We start from the raw sequence: 25,059 nt of genomic DNA on the forward strand, positions 1-25,059 counted from the left end.
GGTGATCAGTGCTGATGATCCGGGTCGAGCAGGCGGTGCAGGTGGACGATGAAGTAGCGCATGTGCGCATTGTCGACCGTCGATTGTGCCTTGGCCTTCCACGCGGTCTTGGCCGATTCGTAGTCGGGGAAGAGACCGACGAGATCGACCTTGGAGAGATCGCGGAATTCATGCCCGTCGAGGTTCTCGAGTTCGCCGCCGAGAACGAGGTGGGGCAAGGACTTCTTGGGTTTCGCGCTCATGTCGATCTACCGAACCGATGGTGGGCCGAGCCTCGCGTCGCGCCGGCTGGATCGATCACCCCGCCAGACGTTCGAGCAGCGCGAGCGCGTCGTCGAAGAGATCCGGCGTGGCGGCGACCAGCGCCGGGTGGCGCGGTACGGGCCTGTTGTACTGCGGCGCTTCGCCGCGGCGATTGCAAAATCGCCCGCCGGCTTCATGCACCAACAGGTCGGCTGCCGCAAGATCCCAATCATGGGCATTGCCCGTTCCATAGGCGACGTCGAGGCTGCCGTCGGCGACCGCGGCGATCCTCAGCGCCAGCGACGGAACGGTCCGCCGCGCGGCAAAGCCGATCTCGCGAACTTCCCGTCGTTCCAGATACTTGGAGGGCGCTCCGAGCCGCGCCCCGGCGAGCGAGCCGGGGTGACCGACCCGCATCCGCCTGCCTTCGAGATGGGCACCCAGACCGGCGACCGCCGTCATCAGCCGCCCCGTCGAAGGTTGCAGGAGCGCGGCGACGACCGGCCGTCCGTTCTCGACCACGGCGAGCGACACCGCCCAGTCCTCCTCGCCGCGCAGGTAGGCGCGGGTGCCGTCGATCGGATCGACGACGAAGACGCGGGCGCATTCGAGGCGGGTCGGGTCGTCGACGGATTCCTCCGACAGCCAGCCGTAGTCCGGCCGAGCCGTGCGCAGCATCTCGCCGAGCCGCCGGTCGACGGCGATGTCGGCCTCGCTCACCGGCGAGCCGCCCTGCTTGTGCCAGACCTCGGGGTCCTGCCGGAAATATCGCATCGCGATGGCGCCGGCCTCCAGGGCCGCCGCCTCGAGCAGGGCAAGATCCTCGGCGCGGTCTGGCTCAGCGTCCGGCAATGGTGAGGCCCTCGATCATCACGGAGGGCGCAGCGATGGCGAAACGGCTCTCGAGGTCGGAGCCCGGCACCAGCCGGGCGAACATGTCGGAGAGATTGCCGGCGACGGTGACTTCCGACACCGCCGGGCCGATCTCGCCCTTCTCGATCAGGAAGCCCGAGGCGCCGCGGGAATAGTCGCCGGTGATGCCGTTGACGCCCGACCCGATCATGTCGGTGACGAGCAGGCCGCGGTCGATCGAGGCGATCATCTCCTCGCGCGAGCGGCTGCCCGGCTTCAGCGTGACGTTGGTCGAGCCCGGTGACGGCGAACCGGTGCCGCGCGAGGCGCGCCCGTTGGAGACGAGGCCGAGCTCGCGCGCCGAGGCGCCGTCGAGCAGCCAGTCCTGCAGGATGCCGTCCTCGACCAGCGTCAGCGGTGCGCCCGCCACGCCCTCGCCGTCGAAGGGACGCGAGGCGAGGCCGCGGACCTTGCGCGGATCGTCGAGGATGGTGATGCCCGGCGCGAAGACGCGGGCGCCGCGGCGGTCCTTCAGGAACGACGTCTTGCGGGCGATCGCCGCGCCGTTGATCGCCGAGACGAAGTGGCCGACGAGCCCGGTCGCCGCCCGCGGCTCCCAGATCACCGTGGCGGTGCCGGTCTCCATCTTGCGCGGGGCGAGACGCGCGACGGCGCGCTCGCCCGCCCGACGGCCGACGAGTTCGGCCGGATCGAGATCGGCGCCGAAGATCTTCGACGAGGCGTCCCAATCGCGCTGCATGCCCGTGCCGGTTCCGGCGACCGCCGAGACCGACAGCGAATGCGAGGTCCTGAGCCAGCCGCCGGAGAAGCCGTGCGAGGTGACGAGCACCAGGCCGGCGAGCGACCACGAGGCCGAGGCACCGCCCGAATTGGTGACGCCCGCGACCGCCCGCGCCGCGTCCTCGCAGGCGAGCGCCCGTGCCGTCAGCTCGGCCGCGTCGGGCGTCGACGGATCGACCATGTCGAGATCGGCGATCCGGCGGGTGAGCATCGCCTCGTCGATCAGGTCGGCCCACGGATCCTCCGGTGCGACGCGGGCCATGGCGACGGCGCGTTCGGCGAGCACGGTCGGATCGGAGAAGACGTTGGCGGAGACCGTGGCGGTGCGTCGGCCGACGAAGACGCGCAGGCCGAAGTCGTCGCCCTCGGCGCGCTCGCTGTCCTCGACCGCGCCGAGCCGCACGCCGACCGACATCGACACGCCGCGCACCGCGACCGCATCGGCCTTGTCGGCGCCGGCCTTCCGCGCCGCCTCCACCAGCCGCCGTGCGGCGGCTTCGAGGGCGGACTGGTCGAGCACGTCGGTCATGGAAGATCCCTCGGATGATGCGGCGACTTCGGGTTTAGGCGTCGAATCCGCCGGCGACAAGGGTGGCACGGCGCGCGCCTCCCGGCGAGATGGTCACGACTTTTCAACCGCGTTTCGTGACCGGCCGTAAACCCTATGCAGATCAACGGTTTCTCAACCGCGTTTCTTAAGCCGGTTCTGGGGGTCGACGAGTCAATCTCCAGTCCAAGGCGAGGTTCTCGGCAGAAGAATCGAGACCCGCAGGAGGCTATCGTGAGGCATCGAGCCATGATGACCTCGAAGATCGGCAGCGATGTCGATCTTCGAGCCGGCGCAACCGTGCGCCTCGATCCGATGACGCTGCCGCAGCGGTTTCGCTACGACACGGGCGTCGATCCGCGCAGCGGCCGCCCGATGGGCGAGGCCGCGGTGATCCTCGAGGCATCGATGGTGCAGGTGTGCCGTCGCCTGCCTTCTGGCATCCCGATGGCGTTGCGTTTCCCGATGGCGGCCTTCGAAGGCGTCGCCGTCCGCATGAGCGTCGACCCGGCGCGGCCCGAGGCCGAACCGCGCGTCGTGCTGGAACTCCTTCACCGCGACCCGCATCTGTCGCTGCCGCTCTCCGTCGCCGACGATCTCGCCGACGTGGTGGCCGACTGGAAGGCCTGGTCGCGCGTCCTGATGCTGCCGAAGCTGGTGGTGGAAGCCGACGGCTCCTGGCATTCGGTCGAGACCCGCCTCGGCGCCGTCGAGATCGCTCCGGTCCGTCCGCGCCGTCGCCGCACGGTGCTGGCCGACCGTCGCCCCCGGTTCCTCACCCGCCGCAAGCCCGGCCTCGCCGGCCAGACGGTGGTGATCGAGAAGCACGAGATCTTCGGTCGCGACTGACCGAGGAGAAAACGAAGTCCCCCTGTCGACTTGACCCCGCGTCGCGACCCCGGCGTGGGGTCTTCTGCATTCAGAGCGCGCGCACGAGCCCGTCGAGGATCAGCCCGGCGAAGAACAGCGCGCCCGCCTCGCGGTTCGAGCGGAAGAGCGCGAGGCAGAGATCGGGGTCGTCGATGTCGAGCCGGACGACCTGCCGACCGAGATGGACGGCGAAGGCGGCGAGCCCGAGGAAGGCGAGGGGGCCGACGCCGGCGGAGAACAGCGCCACCGCGAAGCAGACGATCGTTCCGCCGTAGAGCCCGCCGACCCAGATCCGCGTCTTCGCCCCGAAGAGCAGCGCCGTCGAGCGCACGCCGACCACGGCGTCGTCTTCCTTGTCCTGATGGGCGTAGATCGTGTCGTAGCCGATCGTCCAGGCGATGGCGCCGAGGTAGAGCGCGACCGGCGCCAGCGCCAGTTCGCCACGCGCCGCCGCCCAGCCCATCAGCGCGCCCCAGGAGAAGGCGAGGCCGAGGACGGCTTGCGGCCAGTCCGTGATCCGCTTGGCGAAGGGATAGGCCGCGACGATGCCGAGCGACGACAAGCCGAGCACGACGGCGAAGGCGCCGAACTGCAAGAGCACCGCGAGCCCGACCAGCGCCTGGGCGACGAGGAAGATCCGGGCGCGGGCGACGTCGACCTGACCCGAGGGGATCGGCCGCGACCGAGTGCGGGCGACCTTGTCGTCGATGTCGCGATCGACGATGTCGTTCCAGGTGCAGCCGGCGCCGCGCATCGCGACCGCGCCGACGAAGAACAGCACCAGATGCCAGAGGTTCGGCAGCGCCCTGCCGGCGGCATCCGAGGCCAGCGCCGCCGACCACCAGCACGGCCAGAGCAGCAGCCACCAGCCGATCGGCCGTTCCCAGCGGGCGAGCCGGGCATAGGGGCGCAGCCACGGCGGTAGCAGCGTGTCGGCCCAATGGCCGCGCTCGGCATCGGCGACCACGGAGGCTGTGGGATCGGGGCTGGTCGGTCGGGACATGGTCGCTCTCGGTTGGCGTCGCCCCGAGGTGAGACGAAACGCGCCCGCCGTCAAGGGCGTCGACGGCGGGGCCGGCGGTCGGTCGGTCGCGGAAATCCCCGCGCGCGGCGAAGCCGATGGTGGACTTGGCGCCCCCCGCGCTGCTAGATCGCGCCACCGGAAGGGTGAGGCGAGGGAGTGCGCGCGATGAAGGTTCTGCTGATCGGTTCGGGTGGCCGCGAGGATGCGCTCGCCCATGCGCTCGCCCGCTCGCCCCGCCTGACGAAGCTCTTCGCCGCCCCCGGCAATCCCGGCATCGCCGAGGTCGCCGAGTGCTTCGCCCTCGACGTCGCCGACCATGCCGCCGTCGTCGCCTTCTGCAAGGCGAACGGCATCGGCTTCGTGGTGGTCGGCCCCGAGGTGCCGCTGGTCGCCGGCATCGTCGACGATCTCGAGGCCGCCGGCATCCCGGCCTTCGGCCCGAAGAAGCTCGCCGCCCGGCTCGAGGGCTCCAAGGGCTTCACCAAGGACATCTGCGCTCGCTACGGCATCCCGACCGCGCCCTACGGGCGCTTCTCCGATCTCGCCTCCGCGCGCGAATACCTGGCACGCGTCGGCGCGCCGATCGTCGTCAAGGCCGACGGGCTCGCCGCCGGCAAGGGCGTGACCGTCGCCATGACCATGGCCGAGGCGGAAGCAGCCCTCGCCGACTGTTTCGCCGGCGCCTTCGGCTCGGCCGGCGCCGAAGTGGTGATCGAAGGCTTCCTCGAGGGCGAGGAGGCGAGCTTCTTCGCGCTCTGCGACGGCAAGACCGCGCTCGCCTTCGCCTCGGCGCAGGACCACAAGCGTGTCGGCGACGGCGACACCGGCCCCAACACCGGCGGCATGGGCGCCTATTCGCCCGCCCCGGTGATGACGCCGGAACTGACCGAGCGCGTCATGGCCGAGATCGTCCGCCCGACCGTCGAGGCGATGATCGCGGAGGGCTGCCCCTTCACCGGCGTCTTCTTCGCCGGCCTGATGATCACCGCCAAGGGCCCCGAACTCATCGAATACAACACCCGTTTCGGCGATCCCGAGACGCAGGTGATGATGCAGCGGCTGGAGAGCGACCTGCTCGAGCTGCTGCTGGCCACCACCGACGGCACCCTCGCCGACAAGACCGTGACGCTCTCCCCCGACACCGCGCTGACCGTGGTCGTGGCGGCGAAGGGCTATCCCGGCACGGTGGAGAAGGGCTCCGAAATCCGCGGGCTCGAGAAGGCCGCGGCGCTTCCGGGCGTCACCGTCTACCACGCCGGCACCAGGGCCGACGGCGACCGCATCGTCGCCGCCGGCGGCCGCGTCCTCAACGTGACGGCGCGGGGGGCGAGCGTCCGCGAGGCCCAGGCCCGCGCCTACGCCGGCGTCGACGCCCTCGACTGGCCGGAAGGCTTCTGCCGCCGCGACATCGGCTGGCGCGCGGTGGCGCGCGAGACGGCGTGAGGGGAGGGGGCACTCCCCCTCGCCAATCCGCCCGCCGCCCGTTAGCCTCGCGGGAACGACACGAGGAGGCTGCCCATGGATCTCGCCGATCTCTTCCCCGGCTTCGCCGCCGAGACCGTCGACGTCGGCGAGGTGAAGATCTTCGCCCGCATCGGCGGCCGCGAGGATGCCCCGCCGCTCGTCTGCCTGCACGGCTTCCCCGAGAGCCACGTCATGTGGGCGAAGATCGCGCCGAAGCTCGCCGACCATTTCCGCGTGATCGTCCCCGACCTGCGCGGTTACGGCTGGTCGTCGGTGGCGAAGGTCCTCCCCGATCACGCCCAGATGTCGAAGTCGGCCATGGCCGCCGACGTCGTCGCGCTGATGGACGAGCTCGGCCACGCCCGCTTCACCCTGATGGGCCACGACCGCGGCGCCCGCGTCGGCTACCGGCTGGCGCTCGAGCATCCCGATCGGCTGCACCGGCTGGCGCTGCTCGACATCGTGCCGACGCTCGTCATGTGGGAGCAGATGGAGGCCGGCGTCGACCTCGCCCCCCATTGGACATGGCTCGCCGAACCCGCACCCGCGCCCGAGACCCGCATCGCGGCGGAGGATGCCGGCCAGTGGCAGCGCGAGACGCTGCTCGCCTGGACCAAGTCGAAGGACCCCAAGGTCTTCGGCGGCAAGGCGCTGGCGCACTACCGTGCCTTCTTCACCGTGCCCGAACGCCTCTCGGCCACCTGCGAGGACTATCGCGCCGGGGCGACGCTCGACCGTGCGGCGGACGCGGCCGATCTCGCGGCCGGGCGGCGGATCACGGTCCCGACCCGGGTGCTCTGGGGTGCCGGTGGCTTCCCGGCCAAGACCGGCCTGTCGCCGCTCGACGCCTGGGCGCGTTTCATGGCCGATCCGGCGCTGCTCACGGGGGCGGCGGTCGACGCCGGCCATTTCCTCCCCGAGGAGGCGCCCGAGGAGACGCTCGCCGCGATCCTGCCGTTTCTCATGGGTTGAATACGGGGCGGACACATCCGATCTTCGCCCTTGTCCCTGCCCGAGGAATCCCCATGCAAGAGCTCCGTACCCTCCCTCGCGTCGGCCTCGCGCTCGGCGGCGGCGGCGCGCGCGGCATCGCCCATGTCGCGGTGATCGAGGCCCTCGACGAGATGGGCATCGTGCCGACGGCGCTCGCCGGCACCTCGATCGGCGCGATCTACGCCGCCGCGCGCGCCTCCGGCCTCGACGGCGCGAGCCTGCGCGCCCGTACGCTCGAGAGCTTCGGCGATCGCTCCGCCGCCTTCGCCAAATTGTGGAACCGCCGGCCGAAGAAGTTCGGCGACCTCTTCTCCGGCAGCTGGAGCCTCGGCCAGCTGTCGCCCGAGACCGTGCTCGACATCTTCGTGCCCGAGGCCTTCGCGGCGACCTTCGCCGACTGTTCGATCCCGCTCGCCGTGGTGGCGACCGACTTCTGGGGCGGCCGCGAGGCGGTGCTGTCGAGCGGCGACCTGCGCCGCGCGGTGGCCGCCTCGATCGCGCTGCCCTCGATCTTCAAGTCGGTGGTGATCGACGGCCGCGTGTTGATGGACGGCGGGGTGATGAACCCGGTGCCGGTCGACGCGCTGCCCGGCGAGGTCGACCTCGTCGTCGCCGTCGACGTCGTCTCCTATCCCGAGCCCGGCGAAGGCAAGGCCCTGCCCGGCGCGTTGCAGGCGGTGATCGGCGCGACCCAGCTGATGCAGCAGCAGATCGCCGCCTACAAGTTCGAGACCCGCCGCCCCGACGTGCTGATCCGCCCCCCGGTCAACGACGTCCACGTCCTCGACTTCCTCGGCGCCGAAAAGATCCTCGCCGCCGCCGAACCGGTGAAGGACGAAGTCAAACGCAAGCTGGGACGGTTGATCGAGGCGTGGTGAGAGCTCACCGCCTCTCCGCGAAGAACCCCTTCAGCAACTCCGCCGCCTCGCCCTCGCCGATGCCCGAATAGACCTCCGGCACGTGATGGCAGGTCGGGCTCGCGTAGAGCCTCACCCCGTTCTCCACCGCGCCGCCCTTGGGGTCGGCGGCGCCGTAGTAGAGGCGGCGGATGCGGGCGAAGGAGATCGCGCCGGCGCACATCGGGCAGGGCTCGAGGCTGACCCACAGGTCGCAGTCGATCAGCCGCTGCGAGCCGAGCGCCGCGCCCGCGGCGCGGATCGCCTCGATCTCGGCGTGGGCGGTCGGGTCGCATTTCTCCAGCGTGCGGTTGCGCCCGCGCGCGACGATCCGGTCGTCCTTCACGACGACCGCGCCGACCGGAACCTCGCCCGCCGCCGCCGCGAGACGTGCCTCGGCGAGGGCTTCGTCCATGAAGGAGCGATAGCGCAGATCGGTCACGTCGGGTCTCCTTGAGGGCGACGGGGGCGGGCGGAGTGCCCGGACGGTGGTCGAGGCGGCGAAATCCGCCGAACATGCGCGGATTTTCACCTCCACCGCTTACATGTCTCGGCGCTTTCGTCTAGTAAGGCGCCATGACCGAGAAGCGAAATCACGACGACGCGCCCGAGCAGCGCGCCAACACCGGCGTTGCCGCCGATCCCGCCACCCCCGCCGCCGGCGAGCGCATCGCCAAGGTGCTCGCCCGCGCCGGCCTCTGCTCGCGCCGCGAGGCCGAGGACTGGGTGACCGCCGGCCGCGTCGCCGTCAACGGCAAGGTGCTGGAAAGCCCGGCCTTCACGGTGACCCCGTCCGACCGCGTGGTGGTCGACGGCCAGCCGCTGCCGACGAAGGAGCGCACCCGCCTGTGGCTCTTCCACAAGCCGCGCGGCCTCGTCACCACCAACCAGGACCCCGAGGGTCGCCCGACCATCTTCTCAGTTCTGCCCGAAGACATGCCGCGCGTCGTCACCGTCGGCCGCCTCGACATCAACACCGAAGGCCTGCTGCTGCTGACCAACGACGGCGGCCTCGCTCGCGTGCTCGAACTGCCCTCGACCGGCTGGCTGCGCCGCTACCGCGTGCGCGCCTACGGCAACGTCGAAGAGGCGGCGCTGAAGGAACTGGCCAACGGCGTGTCGCTCGACGGCGTCGACTACGGCCCGATCGAGGCGGTGATCGAACGCGTCCAGGGCTCCAACATCTGGCTGGTGCTGGGTCTGCGCGAAGGCAAGAACCGCGAGGTCAAGCGCGTGCTCGCCTCGCTCGGCCTGACCGTCAACCGCCTCATCCGCGTCTCCTTCGGCCCGTTCCAGCTCGCCGACCTCGAAGAAGGCGAGATCCGCGAGATCCGCGGCCGCGTGCTGCGCGATCAGCTGGGCAACCGGCTGGTGGAGGAATCGGGCGCCGACTTCGACGCGCCGTTGATCCATCACCTCCACGGCGAGGCCGACGAGGGCGAGAAGCGGAGGATCCGCAACTTCGACCCGGCCGAGGACACCCGCGGCAAGGGCGGACGCGACGCCAAGGGCGGTCGCGCCCCGCGCACCAGGATGGAGTTCGTCGGCACCGGCGAGAAGCGCACCCGCGATCGCGACGGCGGCGACGAGCGTCCGCGCGGCCCCGGCGGCAAGTTCCGCTCCGAGGGCTTCCGCGGTGGGCCCGGCGGCAAGTTCCGTTCGGAAGGCTTCCGCGGCCGCGCCGAGGGCGATGCCCCGCGCTCCGGCGGCTTCCGCGATCGGCCCGGCTCGGGTGAAGGCGGCCCGCGGGGTCCGCGCGGCCCCGGCGGCAAGACCGGCGAGCGCTTCGGCGATCATCTGCCCTCGCGCGGCCAGCGCCCCGAGCGCCCGCGCGGCGAAGGCGGCGGCTTCCGCTCGGAAGGCCGTCACGGCCGTCCCGAGGGCGACAAGCCCCGTTCGGAAGGCTATCGCGGTCGCCCCGAGGGCGATCGTCCGCGCTCCGAGGGCTATCGTGGCCGTCCCGAGGGTGACCGTCCGCGTTCGGAAGGCTTCCGTGGCCGTCCCGAGGGTGATCGTCCCCGTTCCGAAGGCTACCGCGGTCGTCCCGACGGCGAGCGTCCGCGTTCCGGCGGTTTCCGCGATCGCCCCGAGGGTGATCGTCCGCGTTCCGAGGGCTTCCGTGGCCGTCCCGACGGCGAGCGTCCGCGTTCCGGCGGCTTCCGCGATCGTCCCGAGGGCGATCGTCCGAAGCCGGCGCGTTCCGAGGGCTTCGGTCCGCGCGGTCCGCGCGGCATGAGCCCCGGCGGTCGCAATGCGCCGGCCGGCGCCGGTCCCAAGGGCGATGGCCCGCGTGGCGCCGGTCCGAAGGGCGGCGGCAAGAGCTTCGGCCCTCGCGGCGACGGCCCCAAGGGTGGCGGCAAGAGCTTCGGTCCTCGGGGCGACGGTCCGCGCGGTGGTGGTGGTGGCGGCAAGTTCGCGCCCCGTGGCGACGGTCCGCGCGGCGGCGGCGGTGCCAAGTTCGGCCCGCGTGGCGGTGGCGGCGGTTCGAAGGGCGGTCCCAAGGGCGGCAACCGCGGTCCGCGAGGCGGCGGAGAGCGTTCGTGAGGATCGTCGGCGGTCGCTTTCGCGGGACGAACCTCGCGACCCCGAAATCCGACGACACCCGGCCGACCACCGACCGGCTGCGCGAACGCCTGTTCGACATCCTGTGGCACGGCCATCGTGACACGATCGAGGACGGCCGCGTCCTCGATCTCTTCTCCGGTACCGGCGCGCTCGGCCTCGAGGCCCTGTCGCGCGGTGCCCGCTTCTGCCTCTTCGTCGAGGAGGCGGCGGAGGCGCGCGGCGTGATCCGCGCCAACGTCGAACGCCTGGGCCTCACCGGCGCCACCAAGATCTGGCGCCGCGACGCCACCGACCTCGGCCGCTGCGCGCCGATGGAGCCCTTCGACCTCGCCCTGCTCGATCCGCCCTACGGCAAGGGTCTCGCCGATCGCGCCATGGCCGCGATGCGGAGCGGCGGTTGGATGAAGCCGGGCGGCGTCGTCGTCGTCGAGGAGGTCGCGAGCGCCGACCTCGCCCTGCCCGAAGGCTGGGAGCAAATCGACGAACGCGTGCAGGGCGATACGCGTCTGCACTTCCTGCGTGCCTGATACATTGACATCATAGACGAGGATGTGGCTGTATTTCCGCAGAACTTCTTCGTGACAATACATATAAAATTATAATTGTTCAGGTTACTGGTGCAATTTGTTGGCGAATACGTCGCGTTAAGCACTCGTTGATGAATATATATCATCATGTCCGCATGTAGCCGCGTGTGTCGCGGTCAAGAAGACGTGCGTGGGGAACCGCGTCGGGCTCGGAGGAAAACATGCGGATTTCGGTCAAGGCGTCGCTGGTGGCGATCGTCGCGCTTCTCGTCGTCATGCTGGCCGGTCAGGGCTGGTTGGCTGTCTCTCGGCTGGAGTCGATGAATGCGGCGGGAGCCGACATCACCGGAAACTGGTTGCCGTCGGTCAAGGCGTTGGGTGAGATCAAATACGAGATCACGCGCTTCCGCCTGCGTGGAACGCGTCACGTCCTGAGCACCGACGCGACCGAGATGAAGCGGCTCGACGACCAGATCGACGGTATGCGCAAGGTGCTCGCCGACCAGTTCGTGGCCTACGAGAAGCTCATCTCGAGCGAGGAAGAGCGTGGCATCTGGCAGAACTTCCGCAAGGCCTGGGACGAATATGTGCCCGTGCAGGACAAGGCTCTCGACCACAGCCGGAAGAACGAGAACGAGCAGGCCGCCGTCTTCTTCAACAAGTCGACGCCGCTGTTCGACACCGCGCTGACCGCAATCGATCGTGACGTGGATCTCAACGACAAGGGCGCCGCCGATGCCGGCACGCTCGCCGATCACGTCTATTCGCAGGCGCGCACGGTCATCTTCGGCTTCATCGGCTTCGCGCTGGTACTCGGCATCGCCGCCGGTGTCTTCGTCGTCGTTCGGGTCACTCGGCCGCTGGAGCAGCTGACGTCGACCATGGCGACCATCTCGGCCGGCAATCTCCGGACCGAGATCCCGGGCCGTGAGCGCAGCGACGAGATCGGCGACATGGCCCGCACGCTGGTGGTCTTCCGCGACGGCCTCGCCGAGACCGAGAACCTGCGTGCCGAGCAGGCCCGCCGCGAGGAAGAGAACGCGCGGCACATGGTCGAGGAGCGCAACCGCATCGCCGACAGCTTCCAGCGCACCATGGGGGCTCTCGCCCAGAGCTTCGTCCACTCCTCGGGCGAGGTCGCCGATTCCGCCCGCAATCTCTCCGCCACCGCGGAAGAGACCTCGCGCCAGGCCCAGTCGGTCGCCGAGGCCGCCGAGGAAGCCTCGGCCAACGTCGAGACCGTCGCCGCCTCGACCGAGGAACTGGCGGCCTCCGTCCGCGAGATCAACCAGCGCGTCGACCAGTCGTCGAAGATCGCCTCGTCGGCCGCCGACGAAGCGGCGCAGACCCAGACCAACGTCCGCAGCCTGACGGAAGCGGCCGAGAAGATCGGCGACGTCGTCAATCTGATCCGCGACATCGCCGGTCAGACCAACCTGCTCGCCCTCAACGCCACCATCGAAGCGGCCCGCGCCGGCGAGGCCGGTAAGGGCTTCGCGGTGGTCGCGGCGGAAGTGAAGCAGCTCGCCGCCCAGACGGCACGCGCCACCGACGAAATCGGCGCCAAGATCGGCGAGATCCAGTCGGCGACCTCGGACACGGTCGACTCGATCACCCGCATCGTCTCGACCATTGCCGAGATCCGCGAGATGTCGACCTCGATCGCCGGTTCGGTCACCCAGCAGGGTGCCGCCACCGAGGAGATCTCCGGCAACACCCATCGCGCCGCGCAGGGCGCCACCCAGGTGACGACCAACATCGCCGGCGTCGGCCAGGCCGCCGAGATGACCGGCGCCGCCGCCACCCAGCTGATGACGCTCTCCGAAGGGCTCTCCGGCCAGGCCGACCGCCTGACCCACGAGGTCGAGGACTTCGTCCGCACCCTGCGCTCGGCCTGAGCCGCGGCGCAGCGAAGATCATGGACGGCGCCGCCGCGAGGGGCGCCGTTCGCGTTTCCGCGTCGAACTGCACGGACGAAGTCGCGCCTCTCCACCCGTGTTCGGCTTCGTCCTGAGGTGCCCGGGCTCACTTTCGCCCGAACAGCCGTTCGATGTCGGAGAGCTTGAGTTCGACCCAGGTCGGCCGGCCGTGATTGCACTGGCCGGAATTGGGCGTCGCCTCCATCTCGCGAAGCAGGGCGTCCATCTCCTGCGGCTTCAGGCGACGGCCGGTCCGGACCGAGCCGTGGCAGGCCATGGTGGCGAGGATCTCGTCGATCCGCGCCTTGACCCGGTCCGAGGTCTCCCATTCGGCGAGATCGTCGGCGATGTCGCGCACGAGGCCGGCGACGTCGCCGTTCCGCAGGATCGCCGGCACCTCGCGCACCGCCACGGCGCGACCGCCGAAGCTCTCGACCACCAGCCCGACCTGCGCCAGATCCTCGGCGCGGGCGAGGAGCCGCGCGACGTCCTCCTCCGGCAGTTCCACCACTTCCGGGATCAGCAGGCCCTGCCGGGCGATGCCGGTCTCGGCGAGCTGTGCCTTGAGCTTCTCGTAGGTCAGCCGTTCGTGCGCGGCGTGGGCGTCGACGATGACGAGCCCGTCGCGGGTCTGGGCGACGATGTAGTTGGCATGGACCTGCGCCCGCGCCGCCCCCAGCGGCCGCGCCTCCGCCGCCTCGTCGAGCGGCACGGCGTAGGCACTGGCGTCGGCGGACGGCAGGGTCACCGCGTCGAAGGGCGAGGCGCCGCCTTCCGACAGCACCCGGCCTGCGATCGCATGCGGCGAGCCGAGATCGAAGGCGGGCACGTCCGCCGGCCGTGCCGCGTCCTGGCGCCAGTCGAAGGGCGACGACGGCCGATCGGCGGCCCGCCACAGCGGTCCCGACGGTGGCGTCCAGCCCGAGGCGTGCGGCGCCGAGCCGGTCGCCGCGGTGAGGCCGGAGCGCAGGGCGGCGAGGGTGGCCGCGCCGCCGGTCGAGGTGGCGCGGTGGCCGGCGGCGGCGAGCGCCTGACGCATCGCCCCGACCAGCAGGCCGCGCACCAGCCCGGCGTCGCGGAAGCGCACGTCGGCCTTGGTCGGGTGGACGTTGACGTCGACCTCGGTCGGATCGAGCGCCACGTCGAGCACGACGACGGCGTGGCGATCCGACGACATGACGTCGGCATAGGCGCCGCGGATCGCCCCGAACAGCATCTTGTCGCGCACCGGCCGGCCGTTGACCGTCAGATACTGATGCGTCGAGGCGGCGCGATGATAGGTCGGCAGGCCGATCCGGCCGAAGAGCCGCACGCCCTCGCGTTCGGCGTCGACCAGCAGCGAGTTCTCGACGAAGTCGTCGCCGACGATCGACGCCACCCGCGCGGCGAGCGCGTCCTCGGCGCGCGAGGCCGGGAAGTCGAGCGAGGACCGGTCGGAACCCGTGAGCGAGAAGCGCACGTCGGGGCGGGCGAGTGCCAGCCGCTTCACCGTCTCGGTGATCGCCGCCGTCTCGGCGCGGTCCGACTTCAGGAACTTCAGCCGCGCCGGCGTGGCGAAGAAGAGATCGCGCACCTCGACCCGCGTGCCGCGCGAGATCGCCGCCGGGCGGACGTCGGAGACGCGGCCGCCGTCGAGGCCGATCTCCCAGCCGTTGGTGTCGTCGGCGCGCCGTGTGGCGATCGCCATCCGCGCCACCGCGCCGATCGACGGCAGCGCCTCGCCGCGAAAGCCCAGGCTCTCGATGCGGAAGAGGTCGTCCTCGGCGAGTTTGGAGGTGCAGTGGCGCTGCACGGCGAGCGCCAGATCCTCCGGCGTCATGCCGAAACCGTCGTCGGTGACGCGGATCAGCGTCTTGCCGCCGCCCGCCGTCACCACCTCGATGCGGGTGGCGCCAGCGTCGAGCGCGTTCTCGACGAGCTCCTTGACGACGCTCGCCGGCCGTTCGATCACCTCGCCGGCGGCGATGCGATTGACGGTCGTCTCGGAGAGTTGGCGAACGATCATGCGCTGCCTTTCGCGGGTTCGAACGATCATTTTCGCGGATTCGGCGCCCCGCGTCGACGGATGCATGTCTGCCGTCCACCGAAAGGCTGGTTGTTGCGGTGCAGCATGGGGAAGGGTAATGTCGTCGTGCACACAAGCCAGAGGTCCTCGATGCTCACCAACTCGCCGCCCCGTGTGGACGGTCTCGCCGCCTTCGTCGGACGCTACGACGCCCTCGTCTGCGACGTCTGGGGCGTCGTCCACAACGGGGTGGAGGCCTTCGGCCCGGCCTGCGACGCGCTGGTGCGCTGGCGCGAGGCGGGCGGCAGGGTGTTGCTCCTGACCAACGCGCCGCGGCCGTCGGCGCCGATCCACGAACAGCTCGCCAAGCTCGGCGTGCCGCGCGAGGCCTACGACGACCTGCTGACCTCCGGCGACGTCACCCGCGAGATCCTGCGCCGCCGCACCGAGCGCCGCGTGCTCCACGTCGGCCCGCCGCGTGACCTGCCGCTCATCGACGGCCTGCACATGCTGCGCGTCGGCGACGCCGATGCCGAGATCGTTCTGGTCACCGGCCTCTTCGACGACACGGTCGAGACGCCGGAGGACTATCGCGCCCGCCTCGCGGTGCTGGCCGAACGCCGCCTGCCGCTGGTCTGCGCCAATCCCGACATCGTGGTCGAACGCGGCCACCAGCGCGTCTGGTGCGCCGGCGCGCTCGCCCGCCTCTACGAGGAGCTCGGCGGCGACATCACCCTGGTCGGCAAGCCCTGGGGCCCGGTCTACGACGAGACGCGGATGCGGATCTCGGAACTCTACGGCAAGCCCTTCGCCGAGGTGCGCACGCTGGCGATCGGCGACGGCCTGGCGACCGACGTGCGCGGCGCCTTCCTGCAGAAGATCGACACGCTCTTCGTCACCGGCGGCATCCACGCCGCCGACTTCGGCCCGATCGACGACCCCGACGCCACCCGCGTCTCGGCGCGCCTCGAGGCCGAGAAGCTCGGCGCCACCGCCTTCGTGCCGCGCCTGCGCTGGTGAGCGTCGGCGCCTCCCGCGCCCCGACATCGTCCCGAGCAAACCATCACCCGAAACGAAAGAGGCGGCCCGAAGGCCGCCTCTCGTGTTTTCGTCGGGGGAACTTCCTCAGAAGTCCATGCCGCCCTCCGAAGTCGGGCTTGCCCGACTTCGGCACTTCTCAGTGATGGGCGGCCTTCACGGCCTTCCGATCCTGTCGGATCAGAAGTCCATGCCGCCCATGCCGCCCATGCCGCCGCCCGGCATCGCCGGGGCGGATTCCTTGCGCGGCTTCTCGGCGATCATCGCCTCGGTGGTGATCAGCAGGCCGGCGACCGAAGCCGCGTCCTGGAGCGCCGTGCGGACGACCTTGGTCGGGTCGATGATGCCGGCCGACACCATGTTGACGAACTGCTCGGTCTGAGCGTCGAAGCCGATCTCGGCGTCGGGGTTCTCGAGCAGCTTGCCGACCACGATCGAGCCTTCCACGCCGGCGTTCTCGGCGATCTGACGGATCGGGGCCTCGAGGGCCTTCAGCACGATGTTGATACCGGCCTGGACGTCGGCGACGTCGGACGACAGGGCCTCGACCGCCTTCTTGGCGCGCAGCAGAGCCACGCCGCCACCGGGGACGATGCCTTCTTCGACCGCGGCGCGGGTCGCGGCGAGCGCGTCGTCCACACGGTCCTTCTTCTCCTTGACCTCGACCTCGGTCGCGCCGCCGACGCGGATGACCGCGACGCCGCCGGCGAGCTTGGCGAGACGCTCCTGGAGCTTCTCACGGTCGTAGTCGGAGGTGGTCTCCTCGATCTGGGCCTTGATCTGGGCGACGCGCGCCTCGATCTCGGCCTTGGCGCCGGTGCCGTCGACGATCGTGGTGTTCTCCTTGGCGATCGTGACCTTCTTGGCGCGGCCGAGCATGTCGAGGGTGACGTTCTCGAGCTTGATGCCGAGGTCTTCCGACACGACCTGACCGTTGGTCAGGATGGCGATGTCCTCGAGCATGGCCTTGCGACGGTCACCGAAGCCCGGCGCCTTGACGGCGGCGATCTTCAGGCCACCGCGCAGCTTGTTGACCACCAGGGTGGCGAGAGCCTCGCCCTCGACGTCCTCGGCGATGATCAGCAGCGGCTTGGAGGTCTGCACCACGGCCTCGAGGACCGGGAGCATCGCCTGCAGGTTGGAGAGCTTCTTCTCGTGGATCAGGATGTAGGGATCCTCGAGGTCGGCCACCATCTTGTCGGCGTTGGTGATGAAGTAGGGCGACAGGTAGCCGCGGTCGAACTGCATGCCTTCGACGACGTCGAGCTCGGTCTCGGCGGTCTTGGCTTCCTCGACGGTGATGACACCCTCGTTGCCGACCTTCTGCATGGCCTCGGCGATCATCTCGCCGATCGCCTTCTCGCCGTTCGCGGAGATCGTGCCGACCTGCGCGACCTCGGCCGAGGTCTTGATCTTGCGCGAGCGGCCCTCGAGGTCCTTGACCGCGGTGGCGGCGGCGAGCTCGACGCCGCGCTTGAGGTCCATCGGGTTCATGCCGGCGGCGACCGCCTTGGCGCCCTCGCGGACGATGGCCTGGGCGAGCACGGTCGCGGTGGTGGTGCCGTCACCGGCGAGGTCGGCGGTCTTCGAGGCCACTTCGCGCACCATCTGGGCGCCCATGTTCTCGAACTTGTCCTCGAGCTCGATCTCCTTGGCGACCGACACACCGTCCTTGGTGATGCGGGGGGCGCCGAAGGACTTGTCGATGACGACGTTGCGGCCCTTCGGGCCGAGCGTCACCTTGACGGCGTTGGCGAGGATGTCGACGCCGCGCAGCATGCGCTCGCGGGCATCGGCGGAAAACTTGACGTCTTTGGCAGCCATTTCAGTCTCCTCGATCGTCGTGGTCGCGGGATTTGTCGCGCGCGACCATGCGACGGGCAATGCGGTGAAGGATGGCGGCGACGACGACGCCCAGGATCAGAACGAGGCCGATCTGCCATTCGGCGGTGATCAGCGGATGTCCCGGCGTTCCGAGCATGGTCGTCTCCGCGTGGGTCGGATCAGCCGACGATGCCCAGGATGTCGCTCTCCTTCATGATGAGGAGATCCTGACCGCCGAGCTTGATCTCGGTGCCCGACCACTTGCCGAACAGCACCTTGTCGCCGACCTTGACGTCGAGCGCGATCAGCTTGCCGGCGTCGTCGCGGGCGCCGGGGCCGACGGCGACGATCTCGCCTTCCTGCGGCTTCTCCTGCGCGGTGCCGGGGATGATGATGCCGCCGGCGGTCTTCTGCTCGGCTTCGATGCGCTTGACGACGACGCGGTCGGCGAGCGGACGGAAGGAGATGGACATGGATGCGATCCTCTCTGGAACACGTTCGTTCGGCTCTCGCCCGTGATCCGACCTCGCGATGGATGGATCGGGGCGGGCGATGCCGGGAAATCGACCTGTTGGCACTCGTCGAAATCGAGTGCCAACAGGGTCGCTCGGAGATAGGGACGAAGGCGGCGCGAGTCAAGGCGGAGGACGTTTTCCGCCGTTCGGGCCGCCGCCGTCCGGTCGATCCGGCGCGGCGGGGCGCCGGCAACCCCGGCGCCCTCACCAGAAGAGGACGTGGATCACCAGCGCCCAGAAGCCGAGCGACAGGGCGAGGGCACCCAGTCGCACCCAACGGACCCACCAGGGTCGCGGCTCGGCGTCGATCGCCGCCTCGACCTCCTCGAGTTCCGGCGGTGCGTCGTCCACCAGGAAATGCTCGATGAAGGAGATACCGTCGGGGCAATTCCCGGCTGTTCCATAGGTGACGCTTGGCGCTCTGTTGTGAGAACTGTCGTCGTCGGCCATCGTATCCACCCGGAAGAACATCTTCGCTTCTGGATAGCCCGGAAAGTTGGTGTACGAGGACTATCTGAAAACACAATAACTCAGGCAAAATACGCATATCAAATCGCGTTTTTCGTAATATTTCGGGCGTGATTTAATTAACCCAGGGTCATAAACCATCCGTTAGTTATGCTTAGTCAAACATAACGCAGCGTCTTTGCCATTTTTGCGTGTGGCATCTGAGGCAGTTTTGCAAACCTGAACTGCAAAAATTACATGCCTCGATGTGGACGAGCGCGGGAAAAGAACCTCTTCCGGCGCCGGGCGAGGGCGAGTTGGCCGCGCGCGAGGGCACGTGCCGTGATGACGCGCGACGGCGCGGCCGGCCCCAGGGTGAGAGGCCGACGGCGCCGTGGCGGTTTGTCGAACGGGGAGGGCGGACGACGCGAGCGACGCGCTCAGACGAAGTCGAGCGCCGCCATGGTGGCGGCAGCCGCGGCGGCGGCGGCGATACCGGCGACGGCGGCGACGCGTCTCGGCGCGGCGACACGGACCGGGATCGGGACGAGTGCGGGTTCGCTCTTCGGAAGGGTCGCATTCTCCGGCACGGTGCCGATGAAGATGATGTGCGCGGCGCGCTTCAGGAAGCGCAGGGCGCGACGGGCGAGATCGCCGGTCGTCATGATCCGCGCGAGCGGCGCCGGCACGGTGCGCCGGCAGACCGCGAGCTTGCGGACCGGCTCGACCACCCGCCAGACGGCGTGCGAACCACCGGGAAAGAAGGCGACGGAACCCGCGCGCAGCACGTGCTCGCTGCCGTCGGGCATGGTCACGGCGACGACGCCCTCCATGACGTGGACGGTCTCGTCCCAGTGGAACTGCCAGCGGAAGGTGCCGGGCGTGCAGTCCCACAGCGCCGTGGTGGCGAAGCCGTCGGCGCCGGAAGCGAGCGCGACGATGCGGGCCTGCGGCGCGCCTTCGAGGATCCAGGAGGAGGCGATCGGGCAGTCCTGCCAGTCGTCGCGGTCGTCGTCGGAGAAGACGGGGGCACCCTTCGCGGGGCCGGTCGCGGCGGAAAGAGCGTTCGAAGCCATGATCGGACGGATCTCCTGTGGCAGGTCGGGCGATCGTGCCCGTCTCACCGTCCTATCAGAGCCGCCTCGAGACGCGGTTTTTCCGATCGCTCGAATTTTATCGAAGGCTCACGCAGGGGAAGTCGCCGCGGCCTCCTCCTCCTCGTCCTGCAGCTCGCCGGCCGCGACCAGCGCGGCGAAGCGGCCGCCCGCGGCCACCAGCTCGTCGAAGGTGCCGCGTTCGACGATGCGGCCGGCCTCCATGTAGAGGATCTGGTCGGCGTTGCGCACGGTCGACAGGCGATGGGCGATGACGAAGGTGGTGCGGTCCTTCGCCAGACGATCGAGCGCACGCTTGATCTTCAGCTCGGTCTCGTTGTCGAGCGCCGAGGTCGCCTCGTCGAGGATGAGGATCGGCGCGTTCTTGAGGATCGCACGGGCGATGGCGAGACGTTGGCGCTCGCCGCCCGAGAGGCCGCGACCGCGTTCGCCGGCCCGCGCGTCCCAGCCGCCGAACTTGCTCTCGACGAAGGCGTCGGCCTCGGCGAGGCGGGCGGCCTCGCGGATCTCGTCGTCGGTGGCCTCGGGCCGGCCGATGCGCAGGTTCTCGACGATCGAGCGGTCGAACAGGCCGGGATCCTGGAAGACGACGCCGATCGACTTGCGGATGCTGTCGATCGTCACGTCGCGCAGATCCTGGCCGTCGATGGTGATCGAGCCGCTCGACGGATCGCGGGCGCGCTGGAGCAGCGCGATGGCGGTCGACTTGCCCGAGCCGGTCGGGCCGACGATCGCCGTCGTCTTGCCCGGCTCGGCGACGAAGGAGACGTCGGTGAGGCCGGAATTCGAACGCGGATAGCGGAAGCTGACGCAATCGAAGACGACGCGGCCGCCGGTGACCCTCAAGGCCGGAGCGCCGGGCTTCTCGACGAGGGTCGAGGTCTGGTCGAGCACGTCGAAGAACTGGCGCATGCCCGCCGCCTCGAAGACCAGCGACGAGAGGAACTGCGTCAGCTGGTCGAGGCGGCCGATCAGCATGCCGGCGAAGCCGACGAAGGAGACGATCTCGCCGACCGAGATCTCGCCCTTGGCGTGGAGCGCGGTGCCGAGCGCGAAGAGCGAGACGATGGTGATCGTCGCCGCCGCCCGGGTCAGCACCGAGGCGAGCGCCCACCAGTTCAGCACCGGGAACTGCGCGGCGATCAGGTTGCCCATGATCGCCTGCAGCGCGCGGGCCTCTTCCTGCAGGCGCGAGAAGCTCTGCACCACCGAGACGTTGCCGATGACGTCGACGACGCGGCCGGAGAGCTCGGAGTGATACGCTTCGGCACGTTCCTGGCCGAAGCGGGTCTTGCGCACGACGACGGTCGAGAGCGTGCCGTAGACCACCATCAGCGCCATCAGCAGCAGGCCCATGCGCCAGTTCATGTAGAGGGAGACGGGGATCAGCGACACCAGCATCACCACCGCCGTCAGATGCTCGCGGAAGACGGCGAGCAGCAGCGAGAAGAGATGGTCGGTGCCGCGCAGCATGACGCCGATCAGCCGGCCGGACTGCTCGTCGGAATGGAACGAGGCGGGCAGCTGGATGACGTGCTCGAAGAAGTTCCGCATCACCTCGAGCCGGCGGCGATGGGCGAGCCGGTCGGCATGGAGCGAGACGAAGATGCCGGCGGCGATGCCGACGAAACCGAGGCCGGCCCACAGCGCCACCAGCCCCATGGCCGGGCGGTCGTGGGTCAGCGCGTCGACGACGCGACCGAACAGGATCGGTTCGGCGAAGCCGAGCAGCGCCAGCACGATGCCGGCGAAGCCGAGACCGAAGGCGAGGCCGCGATCGGGCCCGACGAGGCCGACGGCACGGAGATAGAGACGGAAGAAACTCATCGGCAGGCGGCCCGCTGGTCGAACGCGTCGGGTTCGCGGACCGATTCCGCGAGCGCGAACGACCTCGTCATGCACCGGCGGATCGCCGGTTGCAACGGGCGGGACGGCCTCGGCCGACGCTGCGTCATGCCGGAGGTGCGCCGTTCGGGTCTGTCCCACTGTTCGGCTTCACCCTGAGGTGCCCGACAAAGTCGGGCCTCGAAGGGCGAAGTCGTCGACGGGCGGTGCCACTCGGCCCTTCGCCCTTCGAGGCTCGCTTGCGCGAGCACCTCAGGATGAAGGGCCTCCGTCGGAGGTCCGACAGAACTTCGTTCGTCCGAAATCAGTCGACGACGTCGAAGCCGGTCGCCTCGACCACCTTGCGGGCGGCGTCGCGATCGAGGCTGCCGTCGAGGTCGAGGCGGCCGCTGGCGAGGTCGATCGTCACCTTGGCGTTCGGATCGGCCTTGAGCACGGCGCGCTCCACCGACTGGACGCAGCCCATGCAGGTCATGCCTTCGATCTTCAGCGTGATCATGTCGTCGATCCTCTCGCGGGGCGCGGCGCGACGCCGGCGCCCGTTCGCTCTCGTCGACCATTTGGCGGCGCCCCCGGCGAGGGTCAAGAGCCGGCGCCTTCACGGCCGCGCGATGCGGCGATCCGTGGATAACCCGCCTCGGCGCCGAATGATCGCGCGTGGCGGGGCGCGAGGCGATTGGCTCGGCGATGGTGAATCAGGCATGGTGGCGCGAACACGAGCGACGATCGTCGCGCCGGGCCCGTCACATGCGCCGTTTCGCAGACCTCTTCATCGCGATCTGCATCCCGATCGTCGCCCTCTCGGTCGGCGCGATCGCCTATTGGCAGTTCGCGGCGTCGGCGACGGGGGCGGCGGCTTCGGGCGCGATCGTGCTGCTGGCGTTGACGGGTATCCATTGGGCGACGAGCATCCGGCGTCGGCGTGCCGCCGAGGACGACCGGCTGGAGTTCCTCGTCCGCCGCATCGCCGACGTCGCCGCCGACGTCGGCGCGGTCGAACGCCGGCTGCTGATGCTCGAGGAAGGCGGCGCGCGGGCGCGACGCGAGGAGATCGACCAGGTCGTCGCCGAGGTCGAGGTGATCGGCACGCTGACCCGGCAGGTGATCGAGGCGGTCGCCGATCTCGAGGTGCAGTTCACCGAGACGCGCTCGGCGCTGATCCGCGGCGACATCCGTCAGGAGCCGCGCCGCGGTCTCGGCGAACGTCCCTCGGCGCTCGCCGCCGGACGTCCGGCGGCCGCGGCCCCGTCGCGCTCCGAACTGGTGCCGGATCGCTTCGCCGATCTCGACGAGGACGGCTTCCTCGCCTACGTCCGGCGCGCCATCGACGCCGACCGCATCGACCTGCATCTCCAGCCGATCGTCTCGCTGCCGCAGCGCAAGGTGCGCTTCTACGAGGCGTTGACCCGGCTGCGCGGCGACGACGGCGAGGTGATCCACCCCTCCGACTACATCCCGATCGCCGAGGCGCGCGGTTTGATGGCGTCGATCGACGAGCAGATCCTGATCAAGTCGGTGGCGATCCTGCGCCGCCTCGCCGAACGCTCGCGCGACATCGGCGTCTTCCTCAATCTCTCCTCGGCGAGCCTGTCGCATGCCGGCTTCTTCCGCGACTTCCTCCAGTTCATGGAGAAGAACCGCGACCTCGCCGACATGCTGGTGCTCGAATTCCCGCAGGCCTCGGTGCGCGCCATGGGGCCGATCGAGAGCGAGGGCATGAAGGCGCTGAAGGAGCTGGGCTTCCGCTTCTCGGTCGACCAGATGACCGACCTCAAGATCTCGTTCCAGAACCTCTCCGACCGCGGCTTCCGCTGGGCCAAGATCTCGGCCGAACGGCTGCTGCACAAGGGCGACGAGCTCGGCACCGACATCCATCCGGTCGATCTCACCGACTATTTCCGCCGCTTCGGCATGGAGCTGATCGCCGACCACGTCGAACGCGAGACCGAGGTGGTCGACGTGCTCGACTACGGCGTCCGCCTCGGCCAGGGCAATCTCTTCGCCCCGCCGCGGCCCGTCCGGGTCGAGGCGATGGCGGAGAAGCCGCAACCGAGCGCGCTCGCCCGTGCCGCCGCCGCGACCCGCCCGCCCGAGCCGCCGCCGGCCCCGGAGACGTCGCCGCAGGCCGTCGCCGCACGTATCGCCGCCCCGCGTCAGGCCGAGGCGAGGATGGCCGAGGCGCGATCGGCGGCACCGAAGCGGCCCGCGCCCGCGCGCTCCGGCGCTCCGGTCGCCGAGGAGCCGCCGCGTCCCGGCATACGCATCGTACCGGCCGGCGCGCCGGCGCCCGCCCGCCGCAATCCCTGAGCCGACCGACGTCGAGAGCCGGAGACGCGAAACCGCCGCCCGGAGGGGTCCGGACGGCGGCTCTGATTTCCGGTGCGGATGGGATCAGCGGAACAGCGCGTCGATGTCGTCCTGGTCGGACGTCGACATGACGTCGTCGACGAAGTTCTGGTCGACGCCCTCGCCGGCGTGCTGCGGACCGTGGAGGATCAGCTCGCGCATGCGGCGTTCCTCTTCGCTCTCCTCGGCTTCGCCCTCGGCGTCGTCGATCTTCAGCGTCTTGGCGAGGCCGGCGAGACGTTCCTCGATCCAGCCCAGCGTGCGCACCACCTTGCGGATGCGCTGGCCGGTGATGTCCTGGAACGAGCAGGCCTCGAAGATCGTCACCATCTTCTCGTCGACCAGCGCCTTGAAGGCTTCCGGGTCGGAACCGTCGGCGGCCATGATGGCCTCGGCGGATTCCATGATGGCGTTGGTCGCGGCTTCGGTCGATTCGACCACGGCGTCGAGTTCGCGGCCGGCTTCCGGAATCTTCTGGAACCGGATCTGGCCGGGCCGGAAGGCGCCGATGTCGCGACGGAGCGAGGCGATTTCGCCGACGATCGAACGGAATTCGTCGTGGAGCAGCTCATCGACCCTGGCGACGGTGTCGTCCAGCGTCTCGGCCATGCGTTCGGCGAGCGCCATGACGTCGTCGAGCGACAGATCGCGACGTTCCGTCTGGAGGAACTCGACGATCCGGGCCAGCTGCTCCGGTCTGACCGGAGCCATGATACGTCCCCTTGCGTTGCATCCGTTCCGGCGCGGGCATCCCCTCCCTCGCCGGCGGTGTGGTGCGTCAGTCCTGGAAGACCGCCTCGATCTTGCCCTTCAGCGTCTGCGCGTTGAACGGCTTCACGATGTAGTTGTTCACGCCGGCCTTCTTGGCGGCGATCACGTTCTCGGTCTTGGACTCGGCCGTGACCATGATGAACGGGGTCTTGGACAGACCGCCGTCGGCGCGAACGTGCTTGAGCAGCTCGTAGCCGGTCATCGGCTCCATGTTCCAGTCGGAGATGACGAGGCCGTAGCGGCGCTCCTTCATCTTGCCGAGCGCCTCGGTGCCGTCGGACGCCTCGTCGACGTCTTCGAAGCCGAGCTGCTTCAAGAGGTTGCGGATGATCCGGATCATCGTCTTGTAGTCGTCGACCACGAGAACCGGCATCGAAAGATCAAGCGCCATGAGTGGGTACTCCGAACATTGCGCGGCATCCCGGCGAGGATGCCCCCTTCCGCACTCTCCG

At 69.8% G+C, this 25,059-nt stretch carries 24 protein-coding genes; 9 read left to right on the forward strand and 15 right to left on the reverse strand.

Annotation, left to right across the window (positions count from 1 at the left end; translation table 11 throughout):
• Positions 1-5 precede the first annotated feature (5 nt).
• Genes ACT541_RS06150 through ACT541_RS06160 form a run of 3 tightly spaced genes read right to left on the reverse strand, consistent with a single transcriptional unit; the run spans position 6 to position 2,425 of the window.
• On the reverse strand, positions 6-242 hold the full coding sequence (locus tag ACT541_RS06150) for a DUF4170 domain-containing protein (protein WP_476135113.1): 237 nt from the start codon (positions 240-242) through the stop codon (positions 6-8).
• A 55-nt stretch (positions 243-297) separates the two neighbouring features.
• On the reverse strand, positions 298-1,095 hold the full coding sequence (locus tag ACT541_RS06155) for an inositol monophosphatase family protein (RefSeq protein WP_476135115.1): 798 nt from the start codon (positions 1,093-1,095) through the stop codon (positions 298-300).
• Entirely contained in the window at positions 1,082-2,425 is a 1,344-nt protein-coding gene (locus tag ACT541_RS06160) for a TldD/PmbA family protein (RefSeq protein WP_476135116.1), read from the reverse strand. The genes ACT541_RS06155 and ACT541_RS06160 overlap by 14 nt, the downstream gene beginning before the upstream one ends.
• A 270-nt stretch (positions 2,426-2,695) precedes the next feature.
• Here ACT541_RS06160 and ACT541_RS06165 point away from each other — a divergent pair, with 270 nt between their 5' ends.
• Positions 2,696-3,292: a DUF6101 family protein gene (locus ACT541_RS06165; RefSeq protein ID WP_476136049.1), complete on the forward strand. Its 597-nt coding sequence runs from the start codon at positions 2,696-2,698 to the stop codon at positions 3,290-3,292.
• A 70-nt stretch (positions 3,293-3,362) separates the two neighbouring features.
• Here ACT541_RS06165 and ubiA read toward each other — a convergent pair whose 3' ends face one another.
• Positions 3,363-4,316 carry a 4-hydroxybenzoate octaprenyltransferase gene (ubiA, locus tag ACT541_RS06170; protein ID WP_476135117.1) on the reverse strand — a complete coding sequence of 318 codons (954 nt, stop codon included), beginning with the start codon at positions 4,314-4,316 and terminating at the stop codon, positions 3,363-3,365.
• A 186-nt stretch (positions 4,317-4,502) separates the two neighbouring features.
• On the opposite strand from ubiA, the gene purD reads away from it, so the two are divergent.
• From purD to ACT541_RS06185, 3 genes are all read left to right on the forward strand, one after another.
• Positions 4,503-5,780, forward strand: a complete 1,278-nt coding sequence (purD, locus tag ACT541_RS06175) for a phosphoribosylamine--glycine ligase (protein ID WP_476135118.1) — start codon at positions 4,503-4,505, stop codon at positions 5,778-5,780.
• Positions 5,781-5,855: 75 nt separating this feature from the next.
• A complete protein-coding gene (locus ACT541_RS06180) occupies positions 5,856-6,773 on the forward strand; it encodes an alpha/beta fold hydrolase (RefSeq protein WP_476135120.1) in 918 nt (305 codons plus the stop codon).
• Between the two features lie 53 nt (positions 6,774-6,826).
• A complete protein-coding gene (locus ACT541_RS06185; RefSeq protein ID WP_476135122.1) occupies positions 6,827-7,672 on the forward strand; it encodes a patatin-like phospholipase family protein in 846 nt (281 codons plus the stop codon).
• A gap of 4 nt (positions 7,673-7,676) precedes the next feature.
• Here the strand turns inward: ACT541_RS06185 and ACT541_RS06190 are convergent, their stop codons facing one another.
• Positions 7,677-8,105, reverse strand: a complete 429-nt coding sequence (locus tag ACT541_RS06190; RefSeq protein WP_476136051.1) for a nucleoside deaminase — start codon at positions 8,103-8,105, stop codon at positions 7,677-7,679.
• Positions 8,106-8,266: 161 nt separating this feature from the next.
• Between ACT541_RS06190 and ACT541_RS06195 the strand changes: the two genes are divergently transcribed.
• The 3 genes from ACT541_RS06195 (at position 8,267) to ACT541_RS06205 (ending at position 12,680) form a co-directional block, all read left to right on the forward strand.
• The gene (locus ACT541_RS06195; protein ID WP_476135124.1) at positions 8,267-10,234 is read left to right on the forward strand and encodes a pseudouridine synthase; all 1,968 of its coding nucleotides are present in this window, start codon (positions 8,267-8,269) and stop codon (positions 10,232-10,234) included.
• Positions 10,231-10,782, forward strand: a complete 552-nt coding sequence (rsmD, locus tag ACT541_RS06200; RefSeq protein WP_476135125.1) for a 16S rRNA (guanine(966)-N(2))-methyltransferase RsmD — start codon at positions 10,231-10,233, stop codon at positions 10,780-10,782. The genes ACT541_RS06195 and rsmD overlap by 4 nt, the downstream gene beginning before the upstream one ends.
• Before the next feature lie 221 nt (positions 10,783-11,003).
• Complete coding sequence (locus ACT541_RS06205; protein WP_476135127.1) at positions 11,004-12,680, forward strand: methyl-accepting chemotaxis protein; 1,677 nt, start codon at positions 11,004-11,006, stop codon at positions 12,678-12,680.
• A gap of 127 nt (positions 12,681-12,807) precedes the next feature.
• Here the strand turns inward: ACT541_RS06205 and mutL are convergent, their stop codons facing one another.
• Positions 12,808-14,706, reverse strand: coding sequence for a DNA mismatch repair endonuclease MutL (mutL, locus tag ACT541_RS06210; protein WP_476135129.1), 1,899 nt, complete (start codon positions 14,704-14,706; stop codon positions 12,808-12,810).
• 150 nt (positions 14,707-14,856) lie between these two features.
• Between mutL and ACT541_RS06215 the strand changes: the two genes are divergently transcribed.
• On the forward strand, positions 14,857-15,726 hold the full coding sequence (locus ACT541_RS06215) for a TIGR01459 family HAD-type hydrolase (RefSeq protein WP_476135131.1): 870 nt from the start codon (positions 14,857-14,859) through the stop codon (positions 15,724-15,726).
• A 198-nt stretch (positions 15,727-15,924) separates the two neighbouring features.
• Here the strand turns inward: ACT541_RS06215 and groL are convergent, their stop codons facing one another.
• The 7 genes from groL to ACT541_RS06250 all read right to left on the reverse strand — a co-directional run bounded on the left by groL (position 15,925) and on the right by ACT541_RS06250 (position 21,989).
• Positions 15,925-17,568: a chaperonin GroEL gene (gene groL / locus ACT541_RS06220; protein ID WP_476135132.1), complete on the reverse strand. Its 1,644-nt coding sequence runs from the start codon at positions 17,566-17,568 to the stop codon at positions 15,925-15,927.
• Position 17,569: 1 nt separating this feature from the next.
• On the reverse strand, positions 17,570-17,725 hold the full coding sequence (locus ACT541_RS06225) for a hypothetical protein (RefSeq protein WP_476135134.1): 156 nt from the start codon (positions 17,723-17,725) through the stop codon (positions 17,570-17,572).
• 22 nt (positions 17,726-17,747) lie between these two features.
• Complete coding sequence (locus ACT541_RS06230; protein WP_476135135.1) at positions 17,748-18,041, reverse strand: co-chaperone GroES; 294 nt, start codon at positions 18,039-18,041, stop codon at positions 17,748-17,750.
• A 246-nt stretch (positions 18,042-18,287) separates the two neighbouring features.
• Entirely contained in the window at positions 18,288-18,434 is a 147-nt protein-coding gene (locus tag ACT541_RS06235) for a hypothetical protein (protein WP_476135137.1), read from the reverse strand.
• Positions 18,435-18,970: 536 nt separating this feature from the next.
• The gene (locus ACT541_RS06240) at positions 18,971-19,606 is read right to left on the reverse strand and encodes a cupin domain-containing protein (protein ID WP_476135139.1); all 636 of its coding nucleotides are present in this window, start codon (positions 19,604-19,606) and stop codon (positions 18,971-18,973) included.
• 108 nt (positions 19,607-19,714) lie between these two features.
• Entirely contained in the window at positions 19,715-21,472 is a 1,758-nt protein-coding gene (locus tag ACT541_RS06245) for a glucan ABC transporter ATP-binding protein/ permease (protein WP_476135141.1), read from the reverse strand.
• A gap of 322 nt (positions 21,473-21,794) precedes the next feature.
• A complete protein-coding gene (locus ACT541_RS06250) occupies positions 21,795-21,989 on the reverse strand; it encodes a heavy-metal-associated domain-containing protein (protein WP_476135143.1) in 195 nt (64 codons plus the stop codon).
• Positions 21,990-22,237: 248 nt separating this feature from the next.
• Between ACT541_RS06250 and ACT541_RS06255 the strand changes: the two genes are divergently transcribed.
• On the forward strand, positions 22,238-23,797 hold the full coding sequence (locus ACT541_RS06255) for an EAL domain-containing protein (protein ID WP_476135145.1): 1,560 nt from the start codon (positions 22,238-22,240) through the stop codon (positions 23,795-23,797).
• Positions 23,798-23,881: 84 nt separating this feature from the next.
• Here the strand turns inward: ACT541_RS06255 and ACT541_RS06260 are convergent, their stop codons facing one another.
• Positions 23,882-24,547, reverse strand: coding sequence for a protein phosphatase CheZ (locus ACT541_RS06260; protein ID WP_476135146.1), 666 nt, complete (start codon positions 24,545-24,547; stop codon positions 23,882-23,884).
• A 67-nt stretch (positions 24,548-24,614) separates the two neighbouring features.
• On the reverse strand, positions 24,615-24,998 hold the full coding sequence (locus ACT541_RS06265; protein WP_476135147.1) for a response regulator: 384 nt from the start codon (positions 24,996-24,998) through the stop codon (positions 24,615-24,617).
• Positions 24,999-25,059: the final 61 nt, after the last annotated feature.

Source organism: Pinisolibacter sp. DMC100, from assembly GCF_056313705.1.